Below are 21765 nucleotides of genomic sequence, written 5' to 3'. Positions count from 1 at the left end.
GCCCGCGCCGGCAGCGACCGAGTTTCAGCGCCGGTCGGCAGCCATCGATCGTCCGACGGCCAGCCAGTACAGGACCTCGGGCAGCACCTCGACGGCCCCGAAGTGAGCGGTGCTCTCCACGATCCGGATCTCAGCGTGCGGGATCTGCTGGGCCAGCCACCGGGCGTGACCGACCGGAGAGAAGTTGTCGTCCGCGCCGTGCCACAGCAGCACCGGGCTGACGATCTCGGCCAACGAGAATCCCCATGCCGACCGGAACGCGGCAACGTCGTCGATCCAGCCGAACGGGCCCTGAGCGAAGGCCTCCACATAGGTCTCGGTCAGCAGCCGCCGGATCGCGATGTCGTCGAGCACCTGGCGATCAGGAGCGGTCATCTGGCGGCGGATGTTCTCCACCATGAACTCCGGGTCACGGCGGGCACGGTCGGCCAGCAGCCGCAGGCGCTCGACATGTTTCGGCCAGTCGTCGTCGGCCGTCTCGTACTCCCGGACGTTGTCCTCGCTCATTCCGCCCAGCCAGTCGAGGCCCTCAGCGTCCGACGGGGCGATACCGACCAGCACCGCCGTCCGGGTCACACGGCTGGGGAGCAGGGCGGCCGCAGCGAGCGCGTGCGGGCCCCCGCCAGAGCGGCCGACCACCGCGAAGCGCTCCAGCCGGAGATTGTCGGCGATGTCCTCGATGTCGTGAGCGGCGTCGGCGACGGAACGTTTGGGATGGCGGCTCGAGCCGCCGTATCCAGGTCGGTCATAGGTGATCAGCCGGATGCCGAGCCGGTGAAGGACGCTGCTGCGGGGTCTCGGACCGAGCCGGCTGCCGGGAGAGCCGTGAAGCAGAAGGACCGGCGAACCTTCCGGATGCCCGGCGACATCGAAGCGGAGAAGGCGATCATCGCGGGTTTTGAGCTCATACCGGCGGTTGAAGTCGCGAGACACATACACTCCCCGCTGACGATCCGATCACTCTACGTGGAACCGACGCCCAGCCTATTTCAGTCACGGTCGTCGTTGGAACGGTCCGGAAGACCAGGTGTCCCCACCGATTACGGCCCGATTCTGACACGGGGAGAATTTCCCGCGAGTGAAATCGCCCGCGTGCCGACGGGTGGTACGTACCGGACCGCCCCCAAGGTTCGACGTACCGTACGGGTTCCGGCCGACAGAAACGGGGAGCATGCAGATCCAGGACGTCCTGTGGAAGGCGGCGAACAAGCTGCGCGGCTCGGTGGACGCCGCCCAGTACAAGGAGTTCGTCCTCGGCCTGGTGTTCCTCAAATACGTGTCGGACACCGCGGGCAACGTCTTCAAGGTGCCGGAGAGCGCCCGCTGGGAACGTCTGGCCGCGCACGCCGGCGACCGGATGGGCACGCTGCTCGACGCCGCGATGGACGCGATCATGCTGGAGAACCCGGCACTGACCGGCGTGCTGCCCCGGATCTTCGGCCGGGACAACGTCGACCAGGACCGGCTGCGCGACCTGGTCGGGGTGATCGGCAACGCCCGGTTCACCGGCAGATCCCGCGACGTACTGGGCGAGGTCTACGAGTACTTCCTGGAACGGTTCGCCCGGGCCGAGGGCAAGCGCGCCGGCGAGTTCTACACCCCGGCGAGCGTGGTGCGGCTGCTGGTGGCGCTGCTGCGGCCGGACCAGGGGACGGTGTACGACCCGTGCTGCGGCTCCGGTGGCATGTTCGTGCAGGCCGGCCGTGAGCACAACGGCGACCTCACGGTCCTCGGGCAGGAGGCCAACGAGCGGACCTGGCGGCTGGCGAAGATGAACCTGGCCATCCACGGCATCGACCCGCACGGGCTCGGCGACCGGTGGGCCGACACGTTCACCGACGACCGCCATCCCGGGCTGCGCGCCGACTTCATCCTGGCCAACCCGCCGTTCAACATGAGCGACTGGCCGCGCCGCGAGGACGATCCGCGCTGGCGGCACGGGCTGCCACCGCGCGGCAACGCCAACTACGCCTGGCTGCAGCACATCATCGCGAAACTCGGCGACCACGGCACCGCCGGCGTGGTCCTGGCGAACGGCTCGATGTCGTCACAGCTGGCCGGCGAGGGCTCCATCCGCCGGGCGATCGTCGAGGACGACCTGGTGGAGTGCATGGTGGCGCTGCCGCCGAACCTGTTCCGCACCACCGCGATCCCGGCGTGCGTCTGGTTCCTGTCACGGGACAAACGAGACCGCCGCGGGCAGGTGCTGTTCCTCGACGCACGCGGGCTCGGCACAATGACCGGCCGGACCGAGCGCGTCCTGACGGACGCCGACATCATGCGCGTCGCGGGCACGTTCCACGCCTGGCGGGACACCGGGTCCGACCTGGCGGGGTACGAGGACACGCCCGGCTTCAGCTACTCGGCGACCCTCGGCGAGATCGCGGCCCGTGATCACTCACTGAGTCCCGGCCGCTATGTGGGCGCGGCCGGGTCCGGGCACGATCCGGCCGCCGAGCCGCTGCCCGACCGGATCGCCCGGCTCACCAAGCAGCTGCAGGCCTGCCTCGACGAGTCGCGCCGCCGTGAGGACGTGCTGCGCGACCAGTTGGGGCGGCTGCCGTGACGCGTCGTCCGTACCGCCAGATCGTGGTCTTCGCCCGTGGCGGTGGATGGGGCACGGACCGGCAGGTCGACGGGCACGACCGGGTCGCGGTCATCCGGGGCACCGACTTCGCGGCGGTACGCTCCGGCCGTACCGACGCCGTCCCTCGCCGGTGGGAGAAACGCACCCTGATCGCGCCGCGGCGGGTGAGGCCGGACGATGTCCTGCTGGAGATCTCGGGCGGCAGCGCCGCCCGCGGCCAGAGCACCGGCCGTTCGCTCTTCGTCGGCCCCGACGTCCTGCCGGCGTTCGACTACCCGGTGATCCCGGCGAGTTTCTGCCGTGTCGTCCGGTTCGACCCTGAGGTGGTCGACCCGCGCTACGCCTACTACGGCCTGCGGGACATGTATCTGTCCGGGCGGGCCGGCGACTACGAGAACCAGTCGACCGGGATCAGCAACTTCCAGTTCGAACGGTTCCTCGACGCCGAACTGCTGAGGGTGCCGCCGATGGACGAGCAGCGCCGGATCGTCGCCGTACTGGCCGCCTTCGACGACAAGATCGAGATCAACGACCGGGTGGTGACCGCCTCCGAGGAGTTGCTGCGCGCCGAGTTCGACGCCCTCGCCGTCACCTCCGGCGGCACGGTACCGGTGACCGCGATGGTCGAGTTCAACCCGCGGACCCCGCCGCCGGACCGCGACGGCGCGCCGTACGTGGACATGGCCGCCCTGTCCACGTACGTCGCCGGAATCGATTCGTGGTCGCATCGGGTGCCGCGCGGAGGCAGCCGGTTCCGCAACGGCGACACCCTGCTCGCCCGCATCACACCCTGCCTGGAGAACGGCAAGGCCGCCTGGGTCGACTTCCTCGCCCCCGACGAGACGGCGACCGGGTCCACCGAATTCGTCGTGATGCGGGCCCGCGCGGGCGTGCCGGCCCAGTTCCCGTACTTCCTCGCCCGCGACGAGCGGTTCCGCGGCCATGCCATCCGGAAGATGGCCGGATCGTCGGGGCGGCAGCGGGTGAACGCCGCCCACATCGCCGAGTTCCTGGTCGCCGTCCCGGACCCGGCCCGGCTGGCCGGATTCGGGGAACGGGCGGACGCGGCCTTCGCGCACCTGACGGCGCTGCGCGCGGAGACCCGGGTCCTGGAGGCGACGCGCGACGCACTGCTGCCGGAGCTGATGTCCGGCCGGCTGCACTTGCCATGACCCGCCGCCCCCGCTCGCCGCCCCCGCCCCGCCGCCCACGCCCGGCCGCCCCGCCGCCCACGCCCGGCCGACCCGCCGGCCACGCGCGGCCGACCCGCCGCGACATCCCAGCCGCCCCGATGAGACAGCCCAGCCGACCCGGTGAACGACCGGGTGCGATCACCGCCCACCAAGGGCCGCCAGCCGCACCCGGATGAACAACCGGGTGCAACCACCGCCCACCAAGGACCACCAGCGCACCCGATAAACAACCAGGTGCAACCACCGCCCACCAAGGGCCGCCAGCCGCACCCAATGGCACTTGCGGGTCCGGCCACCGCCCACCAAGGACCACCAGCGCACCCAATGGCACTTGCGGGTCCGGCCACCGCCCACCAAAGGCCACCAGCTGCACCCAATGGCACTTGCGGGTCCGGCCACCCCCCACCAAGGACCACCAGCGCACCCAATGGCACTTGCGGGTCCGGCCACCGCCCACCAAGGACCACCAGCGCACCCAATTGAACAACCGGGTACAACCACCGCCCACCAAGGGCCGCCAGCCGCACCCAATGGCACTTGCGGGTGCAACCACCGCCCACCAAAGGCCACCAGCGCACCCGATGAACGACCGGGCGCAACCACCGCCCACCAAAGGCCACCAGCGCACCCGGTGGCGCCTGCGGGTGCGGTCGGCGACTGCGCCGGTACAGGTGCGGCCGTTTGCCGGGCGGGCGTCAGAGCCGGCCCGCTCCGGCGCCGGCCCGGACCAGGTCCGGGACCGAGGCCGCCGGATCCAGCGTGTACGAGTAGTAGCCACTGGGCTCGGCGACGGTCCCGCCGGCCTGGCACGTGCCGGAGCCGGTGAACACGTTGGCGCGCTGGACGAGCCGTCCCGGCCCGCTGTCGGCGTAACCACCGGTGGAGAAGCACGGGAACGGCACCCCCGCGAACGCGTTGGCCTCGACGACGACGCCCGCGTTCATCGTGGACGCCACGCCGTACAACTCGTTGCCGTCGAAGAAGTTGTTGTAGACGTGCACCGGCTCACCGAACCGGACCCGCGGATGCCGCTGCCGCGACCCGTCGAACCAGTTGTGGTGGATGGTCACCTTGAGGTGGCCGACGTCGGTGCCGGAAGCGCCGTCGGAGTGCCCGATCAGCATGCTCTTGTCGGTCCCGGCGAAGTGGTTCCACGACACGGTCACGTAGTCCGCGCCGCGCACGATGTCGATCGACCCGTCCACCGGCCGGACGAACGTGTTGTGATCGATCCAGATGTGATGCGACTGCTGACCGACATTGATCGCATCGTCCTCGGCGTCGACGAACGTCAGGTTCCGCACGATCACGTTGGACGACCGGTAGAAGTCGAACCCACCGCCGGTGATAGTGGCGTCGGACCCGAGCCCGACGATCGTCTTGTTCGGCCGCACACCCTGCTTGCTGGTGATCGCGATCGTGCCGGACACCTGGATGATCAGCGGTCCGACGGTGTCGATCGCGTCGAGCAGCTCGTCGGTGGTGTCGACGACCACGGTCGCCCCGCCCACCCCACCGGTGGTGCCGGTCGCGAATCCGTCGGCCGCACTCGGAAAAGGCAGGGCCAGCAACGCCGCCAGGAAGAGATACATCAGAGCCTCCCCACGCCGGAGCCGGCGGTGACGATCGACTTGACCTGGTTCGGGTCGTCGAGGGTGTAGCTGTAGTACGTCGACGGCTCCTGCACGGTCCCGGAGCAGTCCGGCGCGCCCGACTCCCCCACGAAGACGTTGTTGCGTGCCACGCACCGCCCGGCCGGTCCGGCGTACGTGTTGGTCACCGGCTCCTCGACGTCGGAGAAGTAGTTGCCCTCGACCACGCAGCCGGCGTTGTTCTGGCAGGCCACACCGGTGTCGGTGTTGTAGACGTAGTAGTTGTTGTAGACGTGCACCGGCTCACCGAAGCGCACCCGCGGGTTGCGCTGCGGCGTCCGGTCGAACCAGTTGTGGTGGTAGGTCACCTTGAGCCGCCCGGTGTCCTGCGCCCCGTTGGCGTCGTCGTGCCCGAGCAGCATGTTCTTGGTGTGCTGGTGGGTGTGGTTCCACGACACGGTCACCAGTGACGAGCCGCGCTTGATGTCGATCAGCCCGTCGTAGCCCTGGGCCAGGTCGTTGTGGTCGATCCACACGTGGTGCGAGAACATCTGCACGTTGATCGAGTCGTCGCTCGCGTTGCGGAACGACAGGTTCTGGACGATCACGTTGTGCACGGCGTTCGCGGGCGGTGACGTCACCTCGGACACCGGCAGCCCGATGTTGAGGCCACCGCCGGTGATCCCGGCCGTCGCGCCGACCCCGACGATCGACTTGTCGCTGGTCACGTCATACATCCCGGCGGGCAGGGTGATCGTGCCGACGACGCAGATGGTCAGCGGCCCGGGGGTGGCGATCGACGAGAGGAGCTCGGCGGCGGTGTCCACCTGGACGGTCGGGCCGCCCGCGCCTCCGGTGGTGCCGGCCGCGAACCCGGTCGCCGTGCCGGTCACCGCGCATCCGCCGGGCGGTGGCGGGGTGGGCGAGGTCGGCGACGTGGACGGGCCCGGCCCGGGAGCCGTCGTGTCCACGGTGACGTCGTCGAAGCCCGCGATCGACCCGGTGGTGATCAGCCCGATCCGCCCCGAACCGAAGGTGCCGTCGGTGGCCTGCACGAGCTGCACCCCGTCGACGTGTCCGGTCAGCGTGGTGCCGCGCACGGTCAGCGCGAGGGTCCGCCAGGTCGCGGCGCCGACGGCCGCGCTGCCGAGAACGGTTGCCGTGCCGCCGGAGAGGCGCTGCAACTGGGCGGTGCCGGCGGCGGTCACCACGAGCGTGTAGTACTGGCTGGTCGAGGTCGCGCGGGCGGCCACCCCGGCGGTTCCGGTGGTGTTGACCCGCGCCTGCACCGTGTAGTCGGTCCACGAGCCGGTGCCGGCCAGGGCGCGGGCCGTGCCGCTGGTCGCGGTCTGCCGGTAGACGCCGCTGACCACCGACCAGGCGCCGCCGTTGCGGCTCCAGCCGTCGGCGTTGCCGTCGTCGAAGTTGTCGCCGAAGAGGGTCTCGGCGTGGGCGGGGCCGCTGAGCACGGCCGTGAGCAGCAGGGCCGATCCGGCCACCGCGACGATCCATGGGGATTTTCGCATGTGAGGACTCCGGGGAGGGGGAATGGGGCGACCCTAAAATCGCGCATCCGAAAGCGTCAATGCTTTTGCGTTTGCAGGATTGTTGCAGTGCACCCATCGCGAAGCCCGACCGATTGACTTGTCCCGATGGGTGTCGTACGGTCCGGGCGGGAAAGCGCATTCCCCCTTGTCGCGCCTCCCCCGCCCCCACCAGGAGAATCCCCATGAAATTGCGGAATGTGCTGACCGCGACGATCACCGGAGTGGTCCTGTCCGCCGTATTCCAGGTGCCCGCGTCAGCCGCCACGACCCTCTATGTGGCGACGAACGGCAACGACGGCAACGCCGGTACGTCGGCGGCACCGCTCGCCACGATCCAGAAGGCGATCAGCCTGATCACGGCCGGCGGAACCATCTCGGTACGCGGTGGCACGTACGCGCTGTCGTCCAACATCCAGATCACCAAGAGCGGCACCTCGTCGGCGCCGATCACCCTCACCGCGTACGGCTCCGAGCGCGTGATCATCGACGGCGAGGCGCTCGGCTACACGCCCGGCGCGGTCGGCTCGACGATCCCGGCCGCCCAGCGCGGAGCCATCCACATGGAGGCGTCCTACTGGAAGCTGATCGGCCTGGAGATCATCAACGGGCCGTACGGCGTCTACTGCGCCAACTGCAACAACAACACCTTCGAACGGCTCGTGACCAGGGACAACTACGAGACCGGCTTCCAGTTGCAGAACAGTTCGGCGAACAATCTGATCCTCAACCTGGACTCGTACGGCAACCGGGACCCGCGCAAGAACGGTGAATCCGCCGACGGCCTGGGCATCAAGGAGGGCAGCGGCACCGGCAACGTGGTCCGCGGCGCCCGTCTGTGGAACAACGTCGACGACGGTTTCGACGCGTGGAGCTTCACCTCGCCGATCACGATCCAGAACAGTCTGGCCTACGGTAACGGCTACAACCGATGGAGCATCCCGAACTTCTCCGGCGACGGCAACGGCTTCAAACTGGGCGGCAGCAGCGGCACCGGCCCGGCCGCCGCCCACGCGGTGAGCAACACGTTCTCCTGGAGCAACGCCGCCCACGGCTTCACCGACAACGGCAACACCGGCGCCATCACGATCAACCGCAGCACCGCGTGGAAGAACGCGAAGACCGGTTTCGACGTCGATGGCGGCTCGACGACACGCCTGACCGCCAACCTCGCGGTCGGCAACGCCACCGCGGTCGCGCTGGGCTCCTCGACGGCGTCCGGAAACTCGTGGAACATCGGCGGCACCTGGACCCTGAACAGCACCGACGCCGCCACGATCACCGGCGCCCGCGCCGCCGACGGCACCATCCGCTCCTCCAGCTTCCTGGTCCCCTCCAACAACCCGTCGGTCGGCGCCAAGATCTGACCCCATCCGGTACGGCCGGCGCGCTCGCTGGGCAGTCTTCTCATGGGTACCCGCCGATCCCGGCATCCGTTACGGTGTGATCGTGAGCCGCTCACTTCTGGTAACGAACCGTCCGGTCCGGCCGGGGTCCGGGCGAGGTCCGGATCCCGGCCGTGCGGCGCGATGAGCGACGGTCCGTCCTCAGCGGCCGAACAGTTCATCGCCGCGCTGAAAGGGCTGCGGCAGGCCACGACCGCCGTCTCCTACGCCATGCTGGTGAAACAAGCCGACATGCGGAAGCCGCCGCTCACGATCAACGCTCAGCGGTTGAGCGACTGGTTCCGGGGCAAGGCGGTGCCGGCCGATCCCGCCGTCGTAAGGTTCCTCATCGAGCATCTGCAGCCGCGCGCCACCGGCATCCCACACCACCCGATGGCCTGGTGGCTGGATCTTCACCAGCGGGCGGTGCGGGAGCGACAGGCCAATCGTGATGACAGGGGGCGCGCTGCGGACCCGTCGCCCTCACGACGGGCTCCTCGGATCTGGCGGGTGCCCACCCGGAACGCTTCGTTCATCGGCCGCGCCGCGGTCCTGACCACCGTGCGGCTGACGCTACAGAACGGCCTGGCTCCGTCCATCGCCGTGTTGCACGGCATCGGCGGCGTGGGCAAGTCCAGCCTGGCCGTCGAGTACGCCTACCAGCACGCCGACGTGCTGAACGTCGTCTGGTGGGTCGACGCGGAGGAGACTGCGTCGGCAATCGAGCAGTTCGCGGCGCTGGCCGTCGAGTTGGGCGTAACCTCCGAGCAGACCCTGGCCAAACGCGCCGCGGCCGAGGCACGCAACTGGCTGCAACGTAATGTCGGCTGGCTCGTGATCCTGGACAACGTGCCGAGTGCCGATCTGGCACACGAGCTCATTCCGGCCGGGCACGGCCGGGTGGTCATCACCTCCAGAGACCCACGATGGAACACGATCGGAGCGACGATCGACGTGAACAGGTTCTCCCGCAGTGAATCCGCCGCCGTCCTGAAGGAGCGGAATCCAGCGATGAGCGACGCCGAGGCCGACCTGGTCGCGGCGTCCGTCGACGACCTGCCGCTGGCCGTCACGCAGGCGGCGAACTTCATCAGCGAGACCGGGATGCCGGCCGGCGAGTACGTCAGCGAGCTGGAGACCCACGCGAGCGATCTGCTGGACGAGGGCCGGCCGGCCACCTATCCACGGTCAGTCGCCTCAGTAGTGATCATCTCCGTGGAGCTGCTGACCGAAAAGGATCAGCATGCGCTCGAGCTGCTGCGCTTCAGCGCCTTCCTCGGCCCCGACCCGGTTCCGTTGTCGTGGTTCGTCGTCTCCGGGCAGATGAGTCAGGTCCAACTCCGAAAAGCGGTGAGCCGGCTGGTCCGCATCGGACTCGCCAAACACGAGGCCGCCGATGACGTGCTCGTCGTCCACCGGACCACCGCCGCCATCGTCCGGGACATCACGCCGGCCGCCGATCGGCATGCGCTGACCATCCGTCTTCAGGAGATCCTCGTGTCACTCAGGCCGGGCGCGCCGGATGAGACGGCGATCTGGCCGAAATGGGCGCTGCTCGCTCCGCGTGCCGCCTTCTTGCAAACCGTTTCGCCCGACGAGTCGGAAGAGTTCCGGCAGCTGATCCTCGATGCGGCCCGCTACCGTGAGCTGGCCGGGCACGCGAGCGCCGCCAACGACATGGCGGCCCGGGCACGGGCGCGCTGGTCCGCGATGCTCGGCGAGGACCATACCGACACGATGCGCGCCGCCCAGCGACAGGCCGCTACCCTCCCGCCCGCGCACCCGGACGCGCTACGGATCGAAGAGGACCTTCACGAGCGACGGATCCGGCTGCTCGGCACCGATCATCCGGACACCCTGGCGACCGCCAACAACCGGGCAATGGCCCTGGCCGACCTGGGCCGACACACCGAGGCACGCGAACTGACCAAGGAAACCCTGGAGCATCAGCGCTCACTCTTCGGCCCGGGCGACAGCCGCACCCTCATCTCGATGGACAACCTCGCCAACCGGCATTCCGACCTGGGCGACCCGCAAGCCGCGAAGGAACTCCGGGACGTCGTTCTGCTGGAACGCCTGCGCAGGCTGGGCCCCAACCACCCGGACACCCTGCGCTCCAGAATCGGGCTCGCCCGCGACCTAGCCCGCATCGGCCTCCTGCCCGACGCAAGGGAGAAGGCCGAGACGACCTTCGCCGACGCCTCCCACGCGCTCGGCGACCATCACCGCCTGACCCTGACCGCCGGCGCCACCCTGGTCGACATCCTCACGGAGGAAGGCGACACCGCGAGTGCCCGCCAGATCGGAGAGGACGTCCTGGCACGCCGCCGGCAGGCCCTCGGCGCCGATCATCCGGAAACCATCGCGTCGGCCACCCGCCTCGCCGTCAACCTGGACGCACTGGGCGAGACAGCGGCGGCCGAGAGCCTCCGGCACGAGTTCTCCCTCTGAGGCGATCCACCGTCCGTTGCGATCACCGGAAACGGTCTCCGGTAGCGAATCTATCGAAGGTCCGGCGCCAGAAGCCGAAAATGAGGGTGGCCACCGCACCGTAGCGAAGCGGGCGTTTCCTGTCCGGTCCGGAGGCTGTCCGTTCCGGGCCTGGACGGCCTCCGGACCGGACAGTTCCTGATAGGTGACCGGCTGGGCGAAGAGAGCAGGTGTCCGTCTCGGGCTCGGCGGACACCCACCGGACACCCGACAACAGGAGGACAACAGCCGTTCGCCAGGCAGAGGAGTCCTCACATGTCCACCGCGCTCGCACTGATCCACGACGGGGCACTCGCCGCTGGATTCGGCACCGTTCTCTACACGGCGACCGTCACCACCGCGGCGCTCACCGCACTGCTCGCCCCCACACCGCAGCGGCGCCGGGACGCTCGCACTGTGCTCACCATCCTGCTGCGCAACCACCCCGGCGACAGCCGCCAGGATGAACGGTGACCAGTGCCCACCGCACTGATCAGGAGTGTAGGCGTGAGTGGAGCCAGCGGAGCTGGGTGCGGGTGTGGATGGCGTCGCCGTGTTCGTGGCCGTTGAAGCGGTACGTGTGCATCGTCTTGTCGGGGGACGCGTAGTGGTTGTAGGCGGCGAAGCCGGTGCTCGGCGGGCAGACCGTGTCTCTCAGGCCGATGCCGAAGTGGGCGGGGGCCGTCGCTCGGCGGGCGAAGTGGACCGCGTCCATGTAGGAGAGCGTGTTCCACACCGCGGACTCGGCGTCCCGGTGCACGGACAGGTAGGTGGCTATCTCGCCGTAGGGGGCCAGGTCGGTCAAGGACACCGCCCGTGGGAAGTGGCACAGGAACGGGGACGAGACGAGCACTGCCGCCAGGTCGGGGATCAGGCCTGCCACCGCCAAGGCTAGGCCGCCGCCCTGACTGTTTCCGATCACCGCGTTGCGGGCCGGGTCGGCGCCGGGGAGTTCGCGGAGGGCCATCACGGCACGGAACGCGTCGGTGATCAGGCGACGGTAGTAGTAGTCGTGCGGGGAGAGGATTCCGCGTGTCGCCACGCCGGGGCCGCCCGCTGTCGTACCGGATGAGGGGTCGAGGGTGTCGCCGCCGCAACCGTAGAGGTCGCCCTGGCCACGGTTGTCCATCAGCAGGTGGGCGTAGCCTGCCGCGGGCCAGATCAGGCGCTCGTGCGGGAGGCCCCGGCCGCGGCCGTAACCCGCGTACTCGACGACTCCGGGCAGTGCGTCGGGACGGCCGGCGGGACGGGTGTACCAGGCGCGGACCGGCTGACCTCCGAATCCGCCGAACGTGACGTCCCAGCAGTCGAACAGGGCCAGGTCGTTCGGCACCGGGCGGGCGTCGAGGACGACCGGGCCGGCGGCCTCGACGAGTGTCGACAGCCAGAAGGCGTCGAAGTCCGGCGGTTCCGGCAGGGCGGGCGCATACCGCTCGAGCTGGTCGAGCGGAAGATCGAAATCGGGCACGACGGTCCTCAGGCAAACGGGGACGGCGAGGGCGAGGGCGACGACGAGGGCGAGGGCGAGGGCGAGGGCGAGGGCGAGGGCGACGACGAGGGCGAGGGCGAGGGCGAGGGCGAGGGCGGCGGAACGGTAGCGGGCATCGGAGACGGCGAGGGTGCGGAAGGCGGCGGGGACGACGGTGGTGGGGCGGTGGTCTCGCGGACTATCAGCTCGGTGACCAGGTCGACTCGGGTCATCGGGACGTCCACGCCGCGAGCCAGGTCGAGCAGCATCCGGGCGGCGGTGCCGGCCATGTCGGCGACGTGCTGGTCGACGGTGGTCAGGGCGGACGCCGTCCACGCGGACATCGGGACGTTGTCGTAACCGACGATCGACACGTCGGCCGGGATCTGGAGGCCGAGCCGGCGGGCCGCGCGGATCACGCCGAGGGCCTGGGTGTCGGAGCCGGCGAAGACGGCGGTGGGCCGGTCCGGCATCGCGAGCAGCTCCAGGCCGATGTCGTAGCCGGTGTGGCCGGTGAAAGCCCCGTACCGGACGAGTGCCGGGTCGACGGGCAGGCCCGCCTCGTCGTGGGCCGACCGGTATCCGGCGACGCGGGCCCGGCTGCACAGCACGTCCGCCGGGCCGGAGACGACGGCGATCCGCCGATGCCCCAGATCGATCAGGTGCTGGGTGGCCAGCAGACCGCCGTTGAAGTTGTTGGAGCCGACCGTCGGCACCGACGCGGCGGTCGCGCTGTCGGTGTCGAGGACGACGAACGGGATCCGCTGCCGGATCAGCAGCCGCCGCTGGGTCTCGGTGGGATGGCACAGCACCAGCAGGACGCCGAGCGGGCTGCGCTGGAGGACGTCGTCGGCCCAGTGGCGGGGCGGCCGATGCTTGCCGCCGAGCTGGGAGACCACCAGCTCGACCCGGGCCGGGGAGGTGACCGCCTCGACGCCGCGTATGACCTCCATGCACCAGGCCGTGTCGAACTCGTGGAAGACGAGGTCGAGGTGCCCGGTGACGGCGGGCGGGCGGCGGCTGCGCCGGCGGTAGCCGTGCCGCTGGAGGCTGGCCTCGACGAGTTCCCGGGTGCGGGCGGCCACATCGGAGCGTCCGTTGAGCACCTTCGACACCGTCGTCACCGACACCCCGACGTCACTCGCGATGACAGCGATGGTCGCGGGCCCGTCAGGCTTCGTCATCGAAAATCACGCACCACCCTTCGGTAGTTGCGAACCGCTTTTCGGTCGAACGTGAAGGCACCATAGCCGCCGGACATCGACGGAGTCCACTGTTGATCGCCATCAGTTGAGCGTTCCCATCAGGCTTGACATCGATTCGTAACGGACTTAGGTTCGCCGCCATACATCCCGGTTTTTCGATGAAAGTTTCGGAAGGCTGGCTAATGCTGACAGCCCAGGCAACCCCGTCCCACTCCACTCAGGACCCACCCGACACCCCGTTGCGGCCGCGCCGCCGTTCCTGGTCGCAGGCTCTGCGCCGCGACTGGCAGCTGTACTCGCTGGCCGTACTCCCCCTGCTGTTCTTTTTGATCTTTCGTTATCTGCCGATGCTCGGGAACGTGATCGCGTTCCGGCGGTACGAGCCCGGCGGCGACCTGTTCGGCGAGTACTGGGTGGGGCTCCGGTATTTCCGGATGTTCCTCGCCGATCCGACGTTCTGGCAGGTCTTCACCAACACGGCGGTGATCGGGGCACTCACGCTGCTGTTCTGTTTCCCGCTGCCGATCGTGCTGGCCCTGCTGCTCAACGAGGTCCGCACCCGCTGGCTGAAGGGTTTCGTGCAGACGGTCTCCTACCTGCCGCACTTCCTGTCCATCGTGGTGATCGCCGGCATGATCATGCAGACCGTCTCGATCGACGGCGTGATCAACCAGGGGTTGCACGCGATCGGGCGCGAACCTGTCGCGTTCATCCAGGAGCCCGGCTGGTTCCGGACCATCTACGTGTCGTCGGAGGTGTGGCAGACCGTCGGCTGGGGCACCATCCTCTACCTGGCGGCACTGACCACGATCGACAGCGACCTTTACGACCAGGCGATGGTCGACGGCGCGAGCCGCTGGCGGCAGACCTGGCACGTGACACTGCCCGGCATCCGGCCGACCATGATCACGCTGCTGATCCTCAACATCGGCACGTTCCTGGCGGTCGGCTTCGAGAAGATCCTGCTGCTCTACAACCCGCTCACCTACGTCACGGCGGATGTCGTCTCGACGTACCTCTACCGGGTCGGCATCGTCTCGGGGAGTTTCAGTTACGCCACCGCGATCGGACTGTTCGAGTCGCTGATCGGGCTGGCGCTGGTGCTCGGTGCGAACACGCTGTCGCGCCGCGTCGCCGGGACGAGCCTGTGGTGAGCGTGACCCGGGGATACCGGGTGTTCCAGTGGGTCAACGGGTTCGTGCTGGCCGGCGTGGTGCTGGTGACGCTGTTCCCGTTCGCGAACGTGGTGGCCCGTTCGTTCAGCGGCGAGCAGGAGATCCGGTCGGGTCAGGTCTCGTTCTGGCCGAAGGGGTTCAACCTCACCACGTACGACCGGGTCATGTCCGACGCGATGTTCTGGACCAACTACCGCAACACCGTCTACTACACGGTTGTGGCCACGCTGATCGCGCTGGTCCTGACCACCTGTTACGCGTACGTGCTGTCGAAGAGGAACCTGAGGGGCCGCGGCGCGCTCGTCGGCATCGCGGTGTTCACGATGTTCTTCAACGGCGGTCTCATCCCCAACTACGTCCTGGTCAGTTCGCTCGGCCTGCGCAACACGCTGTGGGCGATCGTGCTGCCCAACGCGATCAGCGTCTTCAACCTGCTCGTCATGAAGGCGTTCTTCGAGAGCCTGCCCCTGGAACTCGAGGAGGCCGCCGCCGTCGACGGCACCGGCACGTACGGGACGCTGCTGCGGATCGTGCTGCCGCTGTCGAAGGCGGTGCTCGCCACCATGACGCTCTTCTACGCGGTGAGTTTCTGGAACTCCTGGTTCGCCGGGTTCCTCTACATGGACCGGCAGGAGCTCTTCCCGGTCACCGTCTACCTGCGCAATCTGATCGCCGGCGCGACCTCCGGCACCGACAACACCGCTTCCAGCGAGGCCGCGCTGCAGATCGCCGCGAGCATCCAGGCCGTCACGATCGTCCTGATCATGCTGCCGATCATGCTCGTCTACCCCTTCATCCAGCGATATTTCGTCTCCGGCGTCATGCTCGGCGCCGTCAAGGGCTAGGAGCACTCCCCCATGTTTCAGCTGACCAGACGTCATCTCCTGACCGCCGCGGGCGCCGCGGCCGTCGCCGGGCTCGCCGGTTGCAGCGACGACGAGGGCTCGTCCGAGGGCCTGGACGACAAGCGGGCCGGTGCGATGGACGGCTTCAAGGCCGGTGACCAGTTCAAGGCCACCGAGCCGGTCACCTTCCCGATCATGATGCTGAGCAACCCGGCCTACCCGTACAAGGCGGACTGGCCGTTCTTCAAGGAGCTGACCGCTCGCACCAACGTGACGCTGGAGTCGACGGCCGTACCGGGCAGTGACTACAACCAGAAGCGCAGCGTCATGGTGAGCGCCGGGGACGCGCCGTTCATCATCCCGAAGACCTACCACCCGGACGAGGAGGCGTTCATCGCCGGTGGGGCCATCCTGCCGGTCAGCGACTACGTCGACCTGATGCCCCACTTCCAGGACAAGGTCGCCCGCTGGAACCTGCAGGGCAACCTGGACGGGTTCAAGGCCCAGGACGGCAAGTTCTACCTGCTGCCCGGCCTGCACGAGAACGCCTGGCAGGACTATTCGCTGGCCGTGCGTACCGACATCATGGAGAAGCTGGGCCTGACCGCGCCGCAGACGTGGGACGACCTGACCGGCGTGCTGCGCGAGATGAAGAAGGCCTACCCCGACCAGTACCCGCTGTCGGACCGCTGGAGCACTCCCCCACAACCGGGCGCCAACAACCTGTTCAACCTGATCTCGTCCTCCTACGGCACCCGCGCCGGGTGGGGCTGGAACCCGACCTACTGGGACGCCACCGCCGGGAAGTTCGTCTACACCGGCGCGATGGACCAGTACCGGCAGGTCCTCGAATACGTGAACACGCTGGTCAAGGAGGGTCTGCTCGACCCGGAGAGCTTCACCCAGACCGATGACATCGCCCGGCAGAAGTTCGCCACCGGCAAGTCGTTCGTGATCAGCGCCAACGCGCAGACCGTGGTCAACGAAGCCCGCAAGGACATCGCCAAGATCCCCGGTGCCACGGTGGCCAAGATGATCCTGCCGATCGGCCCGGCCGGCGCCACACTGCCCGGCGAGACCCGCCTCGAGAACGGCATCATGATCTCCAAGAAGGCCCTGGAGTCGAAGAACTTCGTGGCCATGATGCAGTTCGTCGACTGGTTGTGGTACTCCGACGCCGGCCTGATGTTCAGCAAGTGGGGCATCGAGGGGCAGACCTACACCGGCAAGGTCGAGGACGGCTCGTTCAAGCTCGACCCGGGCATCAAATGGGCCGGCCTCAACCCCGACGCCACCAAGGATCTGCAGGTCGACTTCGGATTCTTCAACGGCGTCTTCGCGTACGGCGGCAGCACCGCCGTCCTCAACTCGCAGTTCTCCGACGAGGAGAAGGCATTCCAGGCCGAGATGAACAAACGGCAGGTCCGGCCGGTCCCGCCGCCCGCACCGCTGACCATCGAGGAACGCGAGCAGGTCACCCTCTGGGACGCCGGTCTCAAGGACCACGTCTTCCAGAACACACTGAAGTTCGCGCTCGGCCAGCGGCCCCTCTCCGAATGGGACGCCTACGTCAAGGAACTGGAGGGCAAGAACGCCACCCAGTACCTGGACATCGTCAACAAGGCGCACGAGCGGTACAAGAAGGAGCACGGTTGAGCCGGCTGCCGGCCGCCTGGCGCGCATGTGTCGGGACCGGCCGGATGGAACTCGCGTTGCGCCGCGACTACCAGGATTCGCTCGCTCTGGTGCAGCGGGAGATCGGGTTCCGGCACATTCGCGGGCACGGCCTGTTCAGCGACGGAATGGGCATCCACCGGCCGTTCACGCACCTCGGCCAGGAGCACGTGCGACACTCCTTCACCTATCTCGACCAGGTCGTCGACTTGTACCTCGAACGGGGGATCCGGCCCTTTCTCGAACTCGGTTTCATGCCGTCCGGGCTCGCTTCCGGCGATCAGACGGTCTTCTGGTGGAAGGGCAACATCACGCCGCCGCGCTCCTGGTCGGCGTGGGCCGATCTGGTCCGTGACACGGTCACCCACCTGGTCGACCGCTACGGGCTGGCCGAGGTCCGGCAATGGCCGATCGAGGTGTGGAACGAGCCGAACCTGACCCAGTTCTGGCGGGACGCGGATGCCGACGCCTATCACCGGCTCTACGAGATCAGCGCGACGACGGTCAAGGATGTGGACGCGGAATTGCAGGTCGGCGGCCCGGCCATCTCGCCCGGGTCGGACAAGTGGCTGGAGACGTTCGCCGAATTCGTGGTCGCCCGGGATGTGCCGATCGATTTCGTGAGCCGGCACGCGTACACCTCCGGACCGGCCGAGCACGTGCCGTTCGGAACGCATCAGACACTGGCGCCGGCCTCGCGGCTGCTGGAACAGTTCGCGTTGCCCCGCAGGCAGTTGGCCGGCACCCCACTGGACGGACTCCCGGTTCACATCACCGAGTTCAACTCGTCCTACCGGCCGGACAACCCGATCCACGACACGGCCTTTCACGCGGCCTATCTGGCGCCGGTCGTCGCGGCCGGCGGCGACCACGCCGACTCGTTCTCCTACTGGACGTTCAGCGACATGTTCGAGGAGGAGGGCATCCCCACCGCGCTGTTCCACGGCGGTTTCGGTCTCCTCACCCACCGGCAGATCAAAAAGCCGACCTTCCATCTGTACGCGTTCCTGGCGCGCATGGGCGAGGAGGTGCTGTCGCGCGGCCCGCATCACCTGATGACCACCGATGTCACGGGGCGGGTGACGATTCTCGCGTGGGCGCCGGTCGACCACACCGATCTGCGGAATTCACCGTCGTCGCATTCCCTGCGGCTGTCGCTGCCGATGTCCGGGCAATCCGCTTTCGAGGTGCGGTCGTCGGTCGACGAGGAACGCGGCAACGCGTGGACGGCCTGGCGGGAGATGGGCCGGCCCGCCTCGCCGACGTCCCGGCAGCTCGACTGGCTACGGGAGGCCGCCGAGCCGGTCCGCGCCCACCGCCGGCGGCCGGTCGTCAACGGTCACGTCACCGTGGACCTCACGCTGGCCCGCCACGAGGTGACCCTGCTGGAGATCACACCGGTCTGCGACGAGACACCGTCGTGGTGGGACGACTCCCGGCTGCTGGGGACGCCGTGAACACCACGATCGGCGAGCGTTTCGGTACCGGGCTGCTGTCCCAGGCCGCCGCGATGATCTACACCCTGCTGGTGGTGGAGCTGCTGTTCCTGGTCACCGCCGGGCCGGGGATCGCCGCACTGACCCTGCTCGACCGGGACACGTCGAACCTGCCGCTCGCGGCGCTCTGTGTGCTCCCGGTCGGGCCGGCGCTGTCGGCGGCGATCTACGCGCTGGACCGGCGTCGGCTCGACCTGACCGACCTCCATCCCGGTACGGCGTTCCTGCGCGGCTACCGGCTGAACGCTCTCGGTGCCCTGAAGGTGTGGGTGCCCTGGCTGCTCCTGGTCACCGCGAACCTGGTCGATCCCGGGGTTCCGCAGCTGCTGCTGATCGCGGTGGCGACGCTGTGGATGCTGAACGCTCTCGTCATCACGTCACTGTTCGTGTTCCGCCTGCGTGATGTGGCGCGGCTTTCGGCGTACCTCCTGATCCGCTCTTTCGGGGTGACGGTGGGTAACGCCTGCCTGATCGTCGTCGCGCTCGCCGGTGTGTGGCTGTGGTCCGAGGCCACGCTCGCACTGGCCGCATCTTTGCTGGTCCTCGGTTTGCTGGGCACCGCGCAGCCACTGGTTGCCGTGGTCCGGAAGGAGTTCGTGGGATGAGGATCCCGTACGGCGGCGACTACAACCCGGAGCAGTGGCCGAAGGAGGTGTGGGATGACGACTACCGGCTCTTCGCGGCCGCGCGCATCGACACGCTCACTGTCGGTGTCTTCACGTGGGGGCTGACCCAGCCGGCGCCGGACGTCTACGACTTCTCCACACTGGACCGGATCGTCGAACGCGCCGGCGCCGAGGGCAAGCGGATCTGCCTGGCCACCGGCACCGGCGCGCATCCGGCGTGGATGGCCCGCGCGCATCCGTCGGTGACCCGTACCGATTTCGAGGGGCGCAGGCACCGGTTCGGCCAGCGCCACAACTCGTGCCCGAGTTCCCCCGATTTCCGGCGGTATTCGACCGAGGTCGCGCGGCGGATCGCGGAGCGTTATGCCGGCAACCCGGCGATCATCGCCTGGCACGTCGGCAACGAGTACGGCGGCGCCTGCTACTGCGAGCTCTGCGCCGCCGGTTTCCGTGACTGGTTGCAGAGCCGCTACGGCACGCTGTCCGCGCTGAACGAGGCCTGGTACACCACGTTCTGGTCGCACACGTTCACCGACTGGGACGAGATCGAGCCGCCGTCCGCGCTGACCGAGCACTGGCGCGGGCCCGATCACACCGCCTTCCAGGGCATCACCCTGGACTACCTGCGGTTCATGTCCGACGCGATGCTCGCCAACTACCGCGACGAGAAGGCCGCGATCCGACAATCGGATCCGGACACGCCGGTGACCACCAATTTCATGGGGCTGTACCGGCCGATCGACTACCACCGGTGGGCCGCCGACCTCGACTTCGTCTCCTGGGACAACTATCCGCCCGACGACCGGTCCGCGGCACGGATGGCCCTCGCCCACGACCTGATGCGCGGCCTCAAGGGCGGGCAGCCGTTCTGGCTCATGGAGCAGACACCCAGCGTCACCGCCTGCCGGGACGTCAACCCGTTGAAGCGACCCGGCGTGATGCGGCTGTGGAGCTGGCAGGCGGTCGCGCACGGCGCCGACGCCGTGCTGTTCTTCCAGATGCGGGCCGGTCGCGGGGCCAGCGAGAAGTACCACGGGGCGGTGATCGGGCACGCCGGCCGGTCCGACACGCGGGTGTTCCGGGAGGTCGCGGATCTCGGCGCCGAGCTGTCGTCCCTCGGCGCCGTCACGCTGGGCGCACGAACCCCGGCGAAGGTCGCGCTGCTGTTCGACTGGGACAGCTGGTGGGCGCTGGAGATCTCCGACGGACCGTCCCGGCTGGTCCGCTACCTCGACGTGGTCACCACCTATCACCGCGCGCTGTGGCAGCTCGGGGCCGACCTCGACGTGATCCCGGTGACCGCGCCCCTGGACTCTTACGACGTGGTGGTCGCACCGGCCCTGCACATGATCAAAGATGGTCTCGCCGATCGGTTGACGGAGGTCGCGTCCCGGGGCGGCACGGTGCTCGCCACGTTCCTGTCCGGACGCGTCGACGGGAACGACAACGCATTTCTGGCTGACGTTCCCGGGCCCCTGGCAAGGTTGCTGGGGATCCGGGTGGACGAGTGGGACGCCCGCGAGGCGTCCGTCGTGAATCCGGTGACCATGAACGGCTCGACGTTCGAGTCCCGGCTGCTGTTCGAACTGGTCATCCCGCAGGGCGCCGAGGTCGTCGGCACCTACCGCTCGGACTTCTACGCCGGCACGGCAGCCGTCACCCGTAACACGCACGGCGCCGGTCACGCCTGGTATGTCGGGGCCGGCCTGTCCCAGGACGGTGTGACCCACGTGGTCCGGGAGGTGCTCACCCGGCACGGCCTGCTCGGCCCGTGCGCCGACCTGCCCGACGTGGAGACCGCCGTCCGCGTCACCCCGGACGGCGACCGTCTCCTCTTCGTCCTCAACCACGGCACGGTCCCGGTCGATCTGCCGGCCGCGTGCGCCGGCCCCGACCTGATCTCCGGCCATCCCGTCCGCACCCTCGGCCCGAACGGCGTAGCCGTCTACCCCAGCCAGTTCACGAAATACCACGACTGATTCGTGGTGCCGTCGCAGGTGTAGATGACGGCCTGCGCCAGGTTCTGTGTCGAGCCGGCCTCGATCCCGAGGCACTTGCCGCTCTTACGGTTCACGATGGTCCGCAGGTTGCGGCCCCACGGGCTGGGTTCGAGGTCCCAGAACTGGTCCGTGGTGGCCACCCACTTGTACTGCACGACATGGTTGAGGTTCTGGGTGCCGCCGGCCTCGACGCTCAGATACTTGTCGCTGTTGAGGTTCTGCAGCGAGCCGTTCGCCCACAGCGTCCACACCTGGTCCGGGCTGGTGTTCTCCTCGAACTGGACCGCGTCGGCCAGGTTCTGCGTGCTCGCGGCCTCGATGCCGAGACGCAGCCCGGAACCCCGGTTGAGCAGGTGGTACTCATCGTTGGTCACCGGATCCGCCGCGTGGGCCGGTGTCGCGCCGGTCAGTAGGGCCGCCTGCGCCAGGATCAGCAAACTGATCGCACCGAACACACGCCTGCCGAATGTCATCGATCGTCCCTCCCCGATGGAGAATCCATGCGT

The 21765-nt window shown here is 68.6% G+C and carries 17 protein-coding genes; 11 read left to right on the top strand and 6 right to left on the bottom strand.

Annotated features, from left to right (window positions below; genetic code table 11):
* Nucleotides 1-24: 24 nt before the first annotated feature.
* Entirely contained in the window at nucleotides 25-933 is a 909-nt protein-coding gene (locus ACFO0C_RS37280; RefSeq protein ID WP_378071492.1) for an alpha/beta fold hydrolase, read from the bottom strand.
* 238 nt (nucleotides 934-1171) lie between these two features.
* On the opposite strand from ACFO0C_RS37280, the gene ACFO0C_RS37275 reads away from it, so the two are divergent.
* Nucleotides 1172-2566: a class I SAM-dependent DNA methyltransferase gene (locus ACFO0C_RS37275; protein WP_378071491.1), complete on the top strand. Its 1395-nt coding sequence runs from the start codon at nucleotides 1172-1174 to the stop codon at nucleotides 2564-2566.
* Nucleotides 2563-3759: a restriction endonuclease subunit S gene (locus tag ACFO0C_RS37270; RefSeq protein ID WP_378071490.1), complete on the top strand. Its 1197-nt coding sequence runs from the start codon at nucleotides 2563-2565 to the stop codon at nucleotides 3757-3759. Before ACFO0C_RS37275 ends, ACFO0C_RS37270 begins: the two co-directional genes overlap by 4 nt.
* Before the next feature lie 716 nt (nucleotides 3760-4475).
* On the opposite strand, the gene ACFO0C_RS37265 is transcribed toward ACFO0C_RS37270, so the two are convergent.
* Together ACFO0C_RS37265 and ACFO0C_RS37260 are read right to left on the bottom strand one after the other, a co-directional pair.
* Complete coding sequence (locus ACFO0C_RS37265; protein ID WP_378071489.1) at nucleotides 4476-5372, bottom strand: pectate lyase family protein; 897 nt, start codon at nucleotides 5370-5372, stop codon at nucleotides 4476-4478.
* On the bottom strand, nucleotides 5372-6898 hold the full coding sequence (locus ACFO0C_RS37260; RefSeq protein ID WP_378071488.1) for a pectate lyase family protein: 1527 nt from the start codon (nucleotides 6896-6898) through the stop codon (nucleotides 5372-5374). Before ACFO0C_RS37260 ends, ACFO0C_RS37265 begins: the two co-directional genes overlap by 1 nt.
* A gap of 203 nt (nucleotides 6899-7101) precedes the next feature.
* Between ACFO0C_RS37260 and ACFO0C_RS37255 the strand changes: the two genes are divergently transcribed.
* The 3 genes from ACFO0C_RS37255 to ACFO0C_RS37245 all read left to right on the top strand — a co-directional run bounded on the left by ACFO0C_RS37255 (nucleotide 7102) and on the right by ACFO0C_RS37245 (nucleotide 11244).
* On the top strand, nucleotides 7102-8283 hold the full coding sequence (locus tag ACFO0C_RS37255; RefSeq protein ID WP_378071487.1) for a right-handed parallel beta-helix repeat-containing protein: 1182 nt from the start codon (nucleotides 7102-7104) through the stop codon (nucleotides 8281-8283).
* A 162-nt stretch (nucleotides 8284-8445) separates the two neighbouring features.
* Nucleotides 8446-10752 (top strand): FxSxx-COOH system tetratricopeptide repeat protein, encoded by a 2307-nt coding sequence (gene fxsT, locus ACFO0C_RS37250; protein ID WP_378071486.1) that lies wholly within the window; start codon nucleotides 8446-8448, stop codon nucleotides 10750-10752.
* 294 nt (nucleotides 10753-11046) lie between these two features.
* The gene (locus ACFO0C_RS37245; RefSeq protein ID WP_378071485.1) at nucleotides 11047-11244 is read left to right on the top strand and encodes a hypothetical protein; all 198 of its coding nucleotides are present in this window, start codon (nucleotides 11047-11049) and stop codon (nucleotides 11242-11244) included.
* A 19-nt stretch (nucleotides 11245-11263) separates the two neighbouring features.
* On the opposite strand, the gene ACFO0C_RS37240 is transcribed toward ACFO0C_RS37245, so the two are convergent.
* Nucleotides 11264-12238, bottom strand: a complete 975-nt coding sequence (locus ACFO0C_RS37240; RefSeq protein ID WP_378071484.1) for an acetylxylan esterase — start codon at nucleotides 12236-12238, stop codon at nucleotides 11264-11266.
* Nucleotides 12239-12246: 8 nt separating this feature from the next.
* The gene (locus ACFO0C_RS37235) at nucleotides 12247-13422 is read right to left on the bottom strand and encodes a LacI family DNA-binding transcriptional regulator (protein ID WP_378071483.1); all 1176 of its coding nucleotides are present in this window, start codon (nucleotides 13420-13422) and stop codon (nucleotides 12247-12249) included.
* Between the two features lie 203 nt (nucleotides 13423-13625).
* Here ACFO0C_RS37235 and ACFO0C_RS37230 point away from each other — a divergent pair, with 203 nt between their 5' ends.
* From ACFO0C_RS37230 to ACFO0C_RS37205, 6 genes are read left to right on the top strand one after another with little or no spacing between them, the layout of a single operon-like run.
* Nucleotides 13626-14597: an ABC transporter permease gene (locus ACFO0C_RS37230; RefSeq protein ID WP_378071482.1), complete on the top strand. Its 972-nt coding sequence runs from the start codon at nucleotides 13626-13628 to the stop codon at nucleotides 14595-14597.
* The gene (locus ACFO0C_RS37225; protein ID WP_378071481.1) at nucleotides 14594-15463 is read left to right on the top strand and encodes a carbohydrate ABC transporter permease; all 870 of its coding nucleotides are present in this window, start codon (nucleotides 14594-14596) and stop codon (nucleotides 15461-15463) included. Before ACFO0C_RS37230 ends, ACFO0C_RS37225 begins: the two co-directional genes overlap by 4 nt.
* 12 nt (nucleotides 15464-15475) lie before the next feature.
* Nucleotides 15476-17119, top strand: a complete 1644-nt coding sequence (locus ACFO0C_RS37220) for an ABC transporter substrate-binding protein (protein ID WP_378071480.1) — start codon at nucleotides 15476-15478, stop codon at nucleotides 17117-17119.
* Nucleotides 17116-18594: a GH39 family glycosyl hydrolase gene (locus ACFO0C_RS37215; RefSeq protein ID WP_378071479.1), complete on the top strand. Its 1479-nt coding sequence runs from the start codon at nucleotides 17116-17118 to the stop codon at nucleotides 18592-18594. The genes ACFO0C_RS37220 and ACFO0C_RS37215 overlap by 4 nt, the downstream gene beginning before the upstream one ends.
* On the top strand, nucleotides 18591-19238 hold the full coding sequence (locus tag ACFO0C_RS37210; protein WP_378071478.1) for a hypothetical protein: 648 nt from the start codon (nucleotides 18591-18593) through the stop codon (nucleotides 19236-19238). The genes ACFO0C_RS37215 and ACFO0C_RS37210 overlap by 4 nt, the downstream gene beginning before the upstream one ends.
* Entirely contained in the window at nucleotides 19235-21238 is a 2004-nt protein-coding gene (locus tag ACFO0C_RS37205) for a beta-galactosidase (protein ID WP_378071477.1), read from the top strand. Before ACFO0C_RS37210 ends, ACFO0C_RS37205 begins: the two co-directional genes overlap by 4 nt.
* On the opposite strand, the gene ACFO0C_RS37200 is transcribed toward ACFO0C_RS37205, so the two are convergent.
* Nucleotides 21205-21732, bottom strand: a complete 528-nt coding sequence (locus ACFO0C_RS37200) for an RICIN domain-containing protein (protein ID WP_378071476.1) — start codon at nucleotides 21730-21732, stop codon at nucleotides 21205-21207. The two genes, ACFO0C_RS37205 and ACFO0C_RS37200, sit on opposite strands and share 34 nt — an antisense overlap.
* Between the last annotated feature and the right edge of the window lie 33 nt (nucleotides 21733-21765).

It is taken from the genome of Actinoplanes subglobosus (assembly GCF_042650585.1).
Taxonomy (GTDB): Bacteria; Actinomycetota; Actinomycetes; order Mycobacteriales; family Micromonosporaceae; genus Actinoplanes; species Actinoplanes subglobosus.
The sequence above is the reverse complement of the archived record's forward strand: the minus strand, read 5'-3'. Positions and strand labels throughout refer to the sequence as shown.

Bases quoted from the DNA above. Each gene is read 5' to 3' on its own strand.
- ACFO0C_RS37275 (WP_378071491.1), top strand. From the start codon at position 1,172: ATGCAGATCCAGGACGTCCTGTGGAAGGCGGCGAACAAGCTGCGCGGC.
- ACFO0C_RS37265 (WP_378071489.1), bottom strand. From the start codon at position 5,372: ATGTATCTCTTCCTGGCGGCGTTGCTGGCCCTGCCTTTTCCGAGTGCG.
- ACFO0C_RS37260 (WP_378071488.1), bottom strand. From the start codon at position 6,898: ATGCGAAAATCCCCATGGATCGTCGCGGTGGCCGGATCGGCCCTGCTG.
- ACFO0C_RS37255 (WP_378071487.1), top strand. From the start codon at position 7,102: ATGAAATTGCGGAATGTGCTGACCGCGACGATCACCGGAGTGGTCCTG.
- fxsT (WP_378071486.1), top strand. From the start codon at position 8,446: ATGAGCGACGGTCCGTCCTCAGCGGCCGAACAGTTCATCGCCGCGCTG.
- ACFO0C_RS37245 (WP_378071485.1), top strand. From the start codon at position 11,047: ATGTCCACCGCGCTCGCACTGATCCACGACGGGGCACTCGCCGCTGGA.
- ACFO0C_RS37235 (WP_378071483.1), bottom strand. From the start codon at position 13,422: ATGACGAAGCCTGACGGGCCCGCGACCATCGCTGTCATCGCGAGTGAC.
- ACFO0C_RS37230 (WP_378071482.1), top strand. From the start codon at position 13,626: ATGCTGACAGCCCAGGCAACCCCGTCCCACTCCACTCAGGACCCACCC.
- ACFO0C_RS37220 (WP_378071480.1), top strand. From the start codon at position 15,476: ATGTTTCAGCTGACCAGACGTCATCTCCTGACCGCCGCGGGCGCCGCG.
- ACFO0C_RS37205 (WP_378071477.1), top strand. From the start codon at position 19,235: ATGAGGATCCCGTACGGCGGCGACTACAACCCGGAGCAGTGGCCGAAG.
- ACFO0C_RS37200 (WP_378071476.1), bottom strand. From the start codon at position 21,732: ATGACATTCGGCAGGCGTGTGTTCGGTGCGATCAGTTTGCTGATCCTG.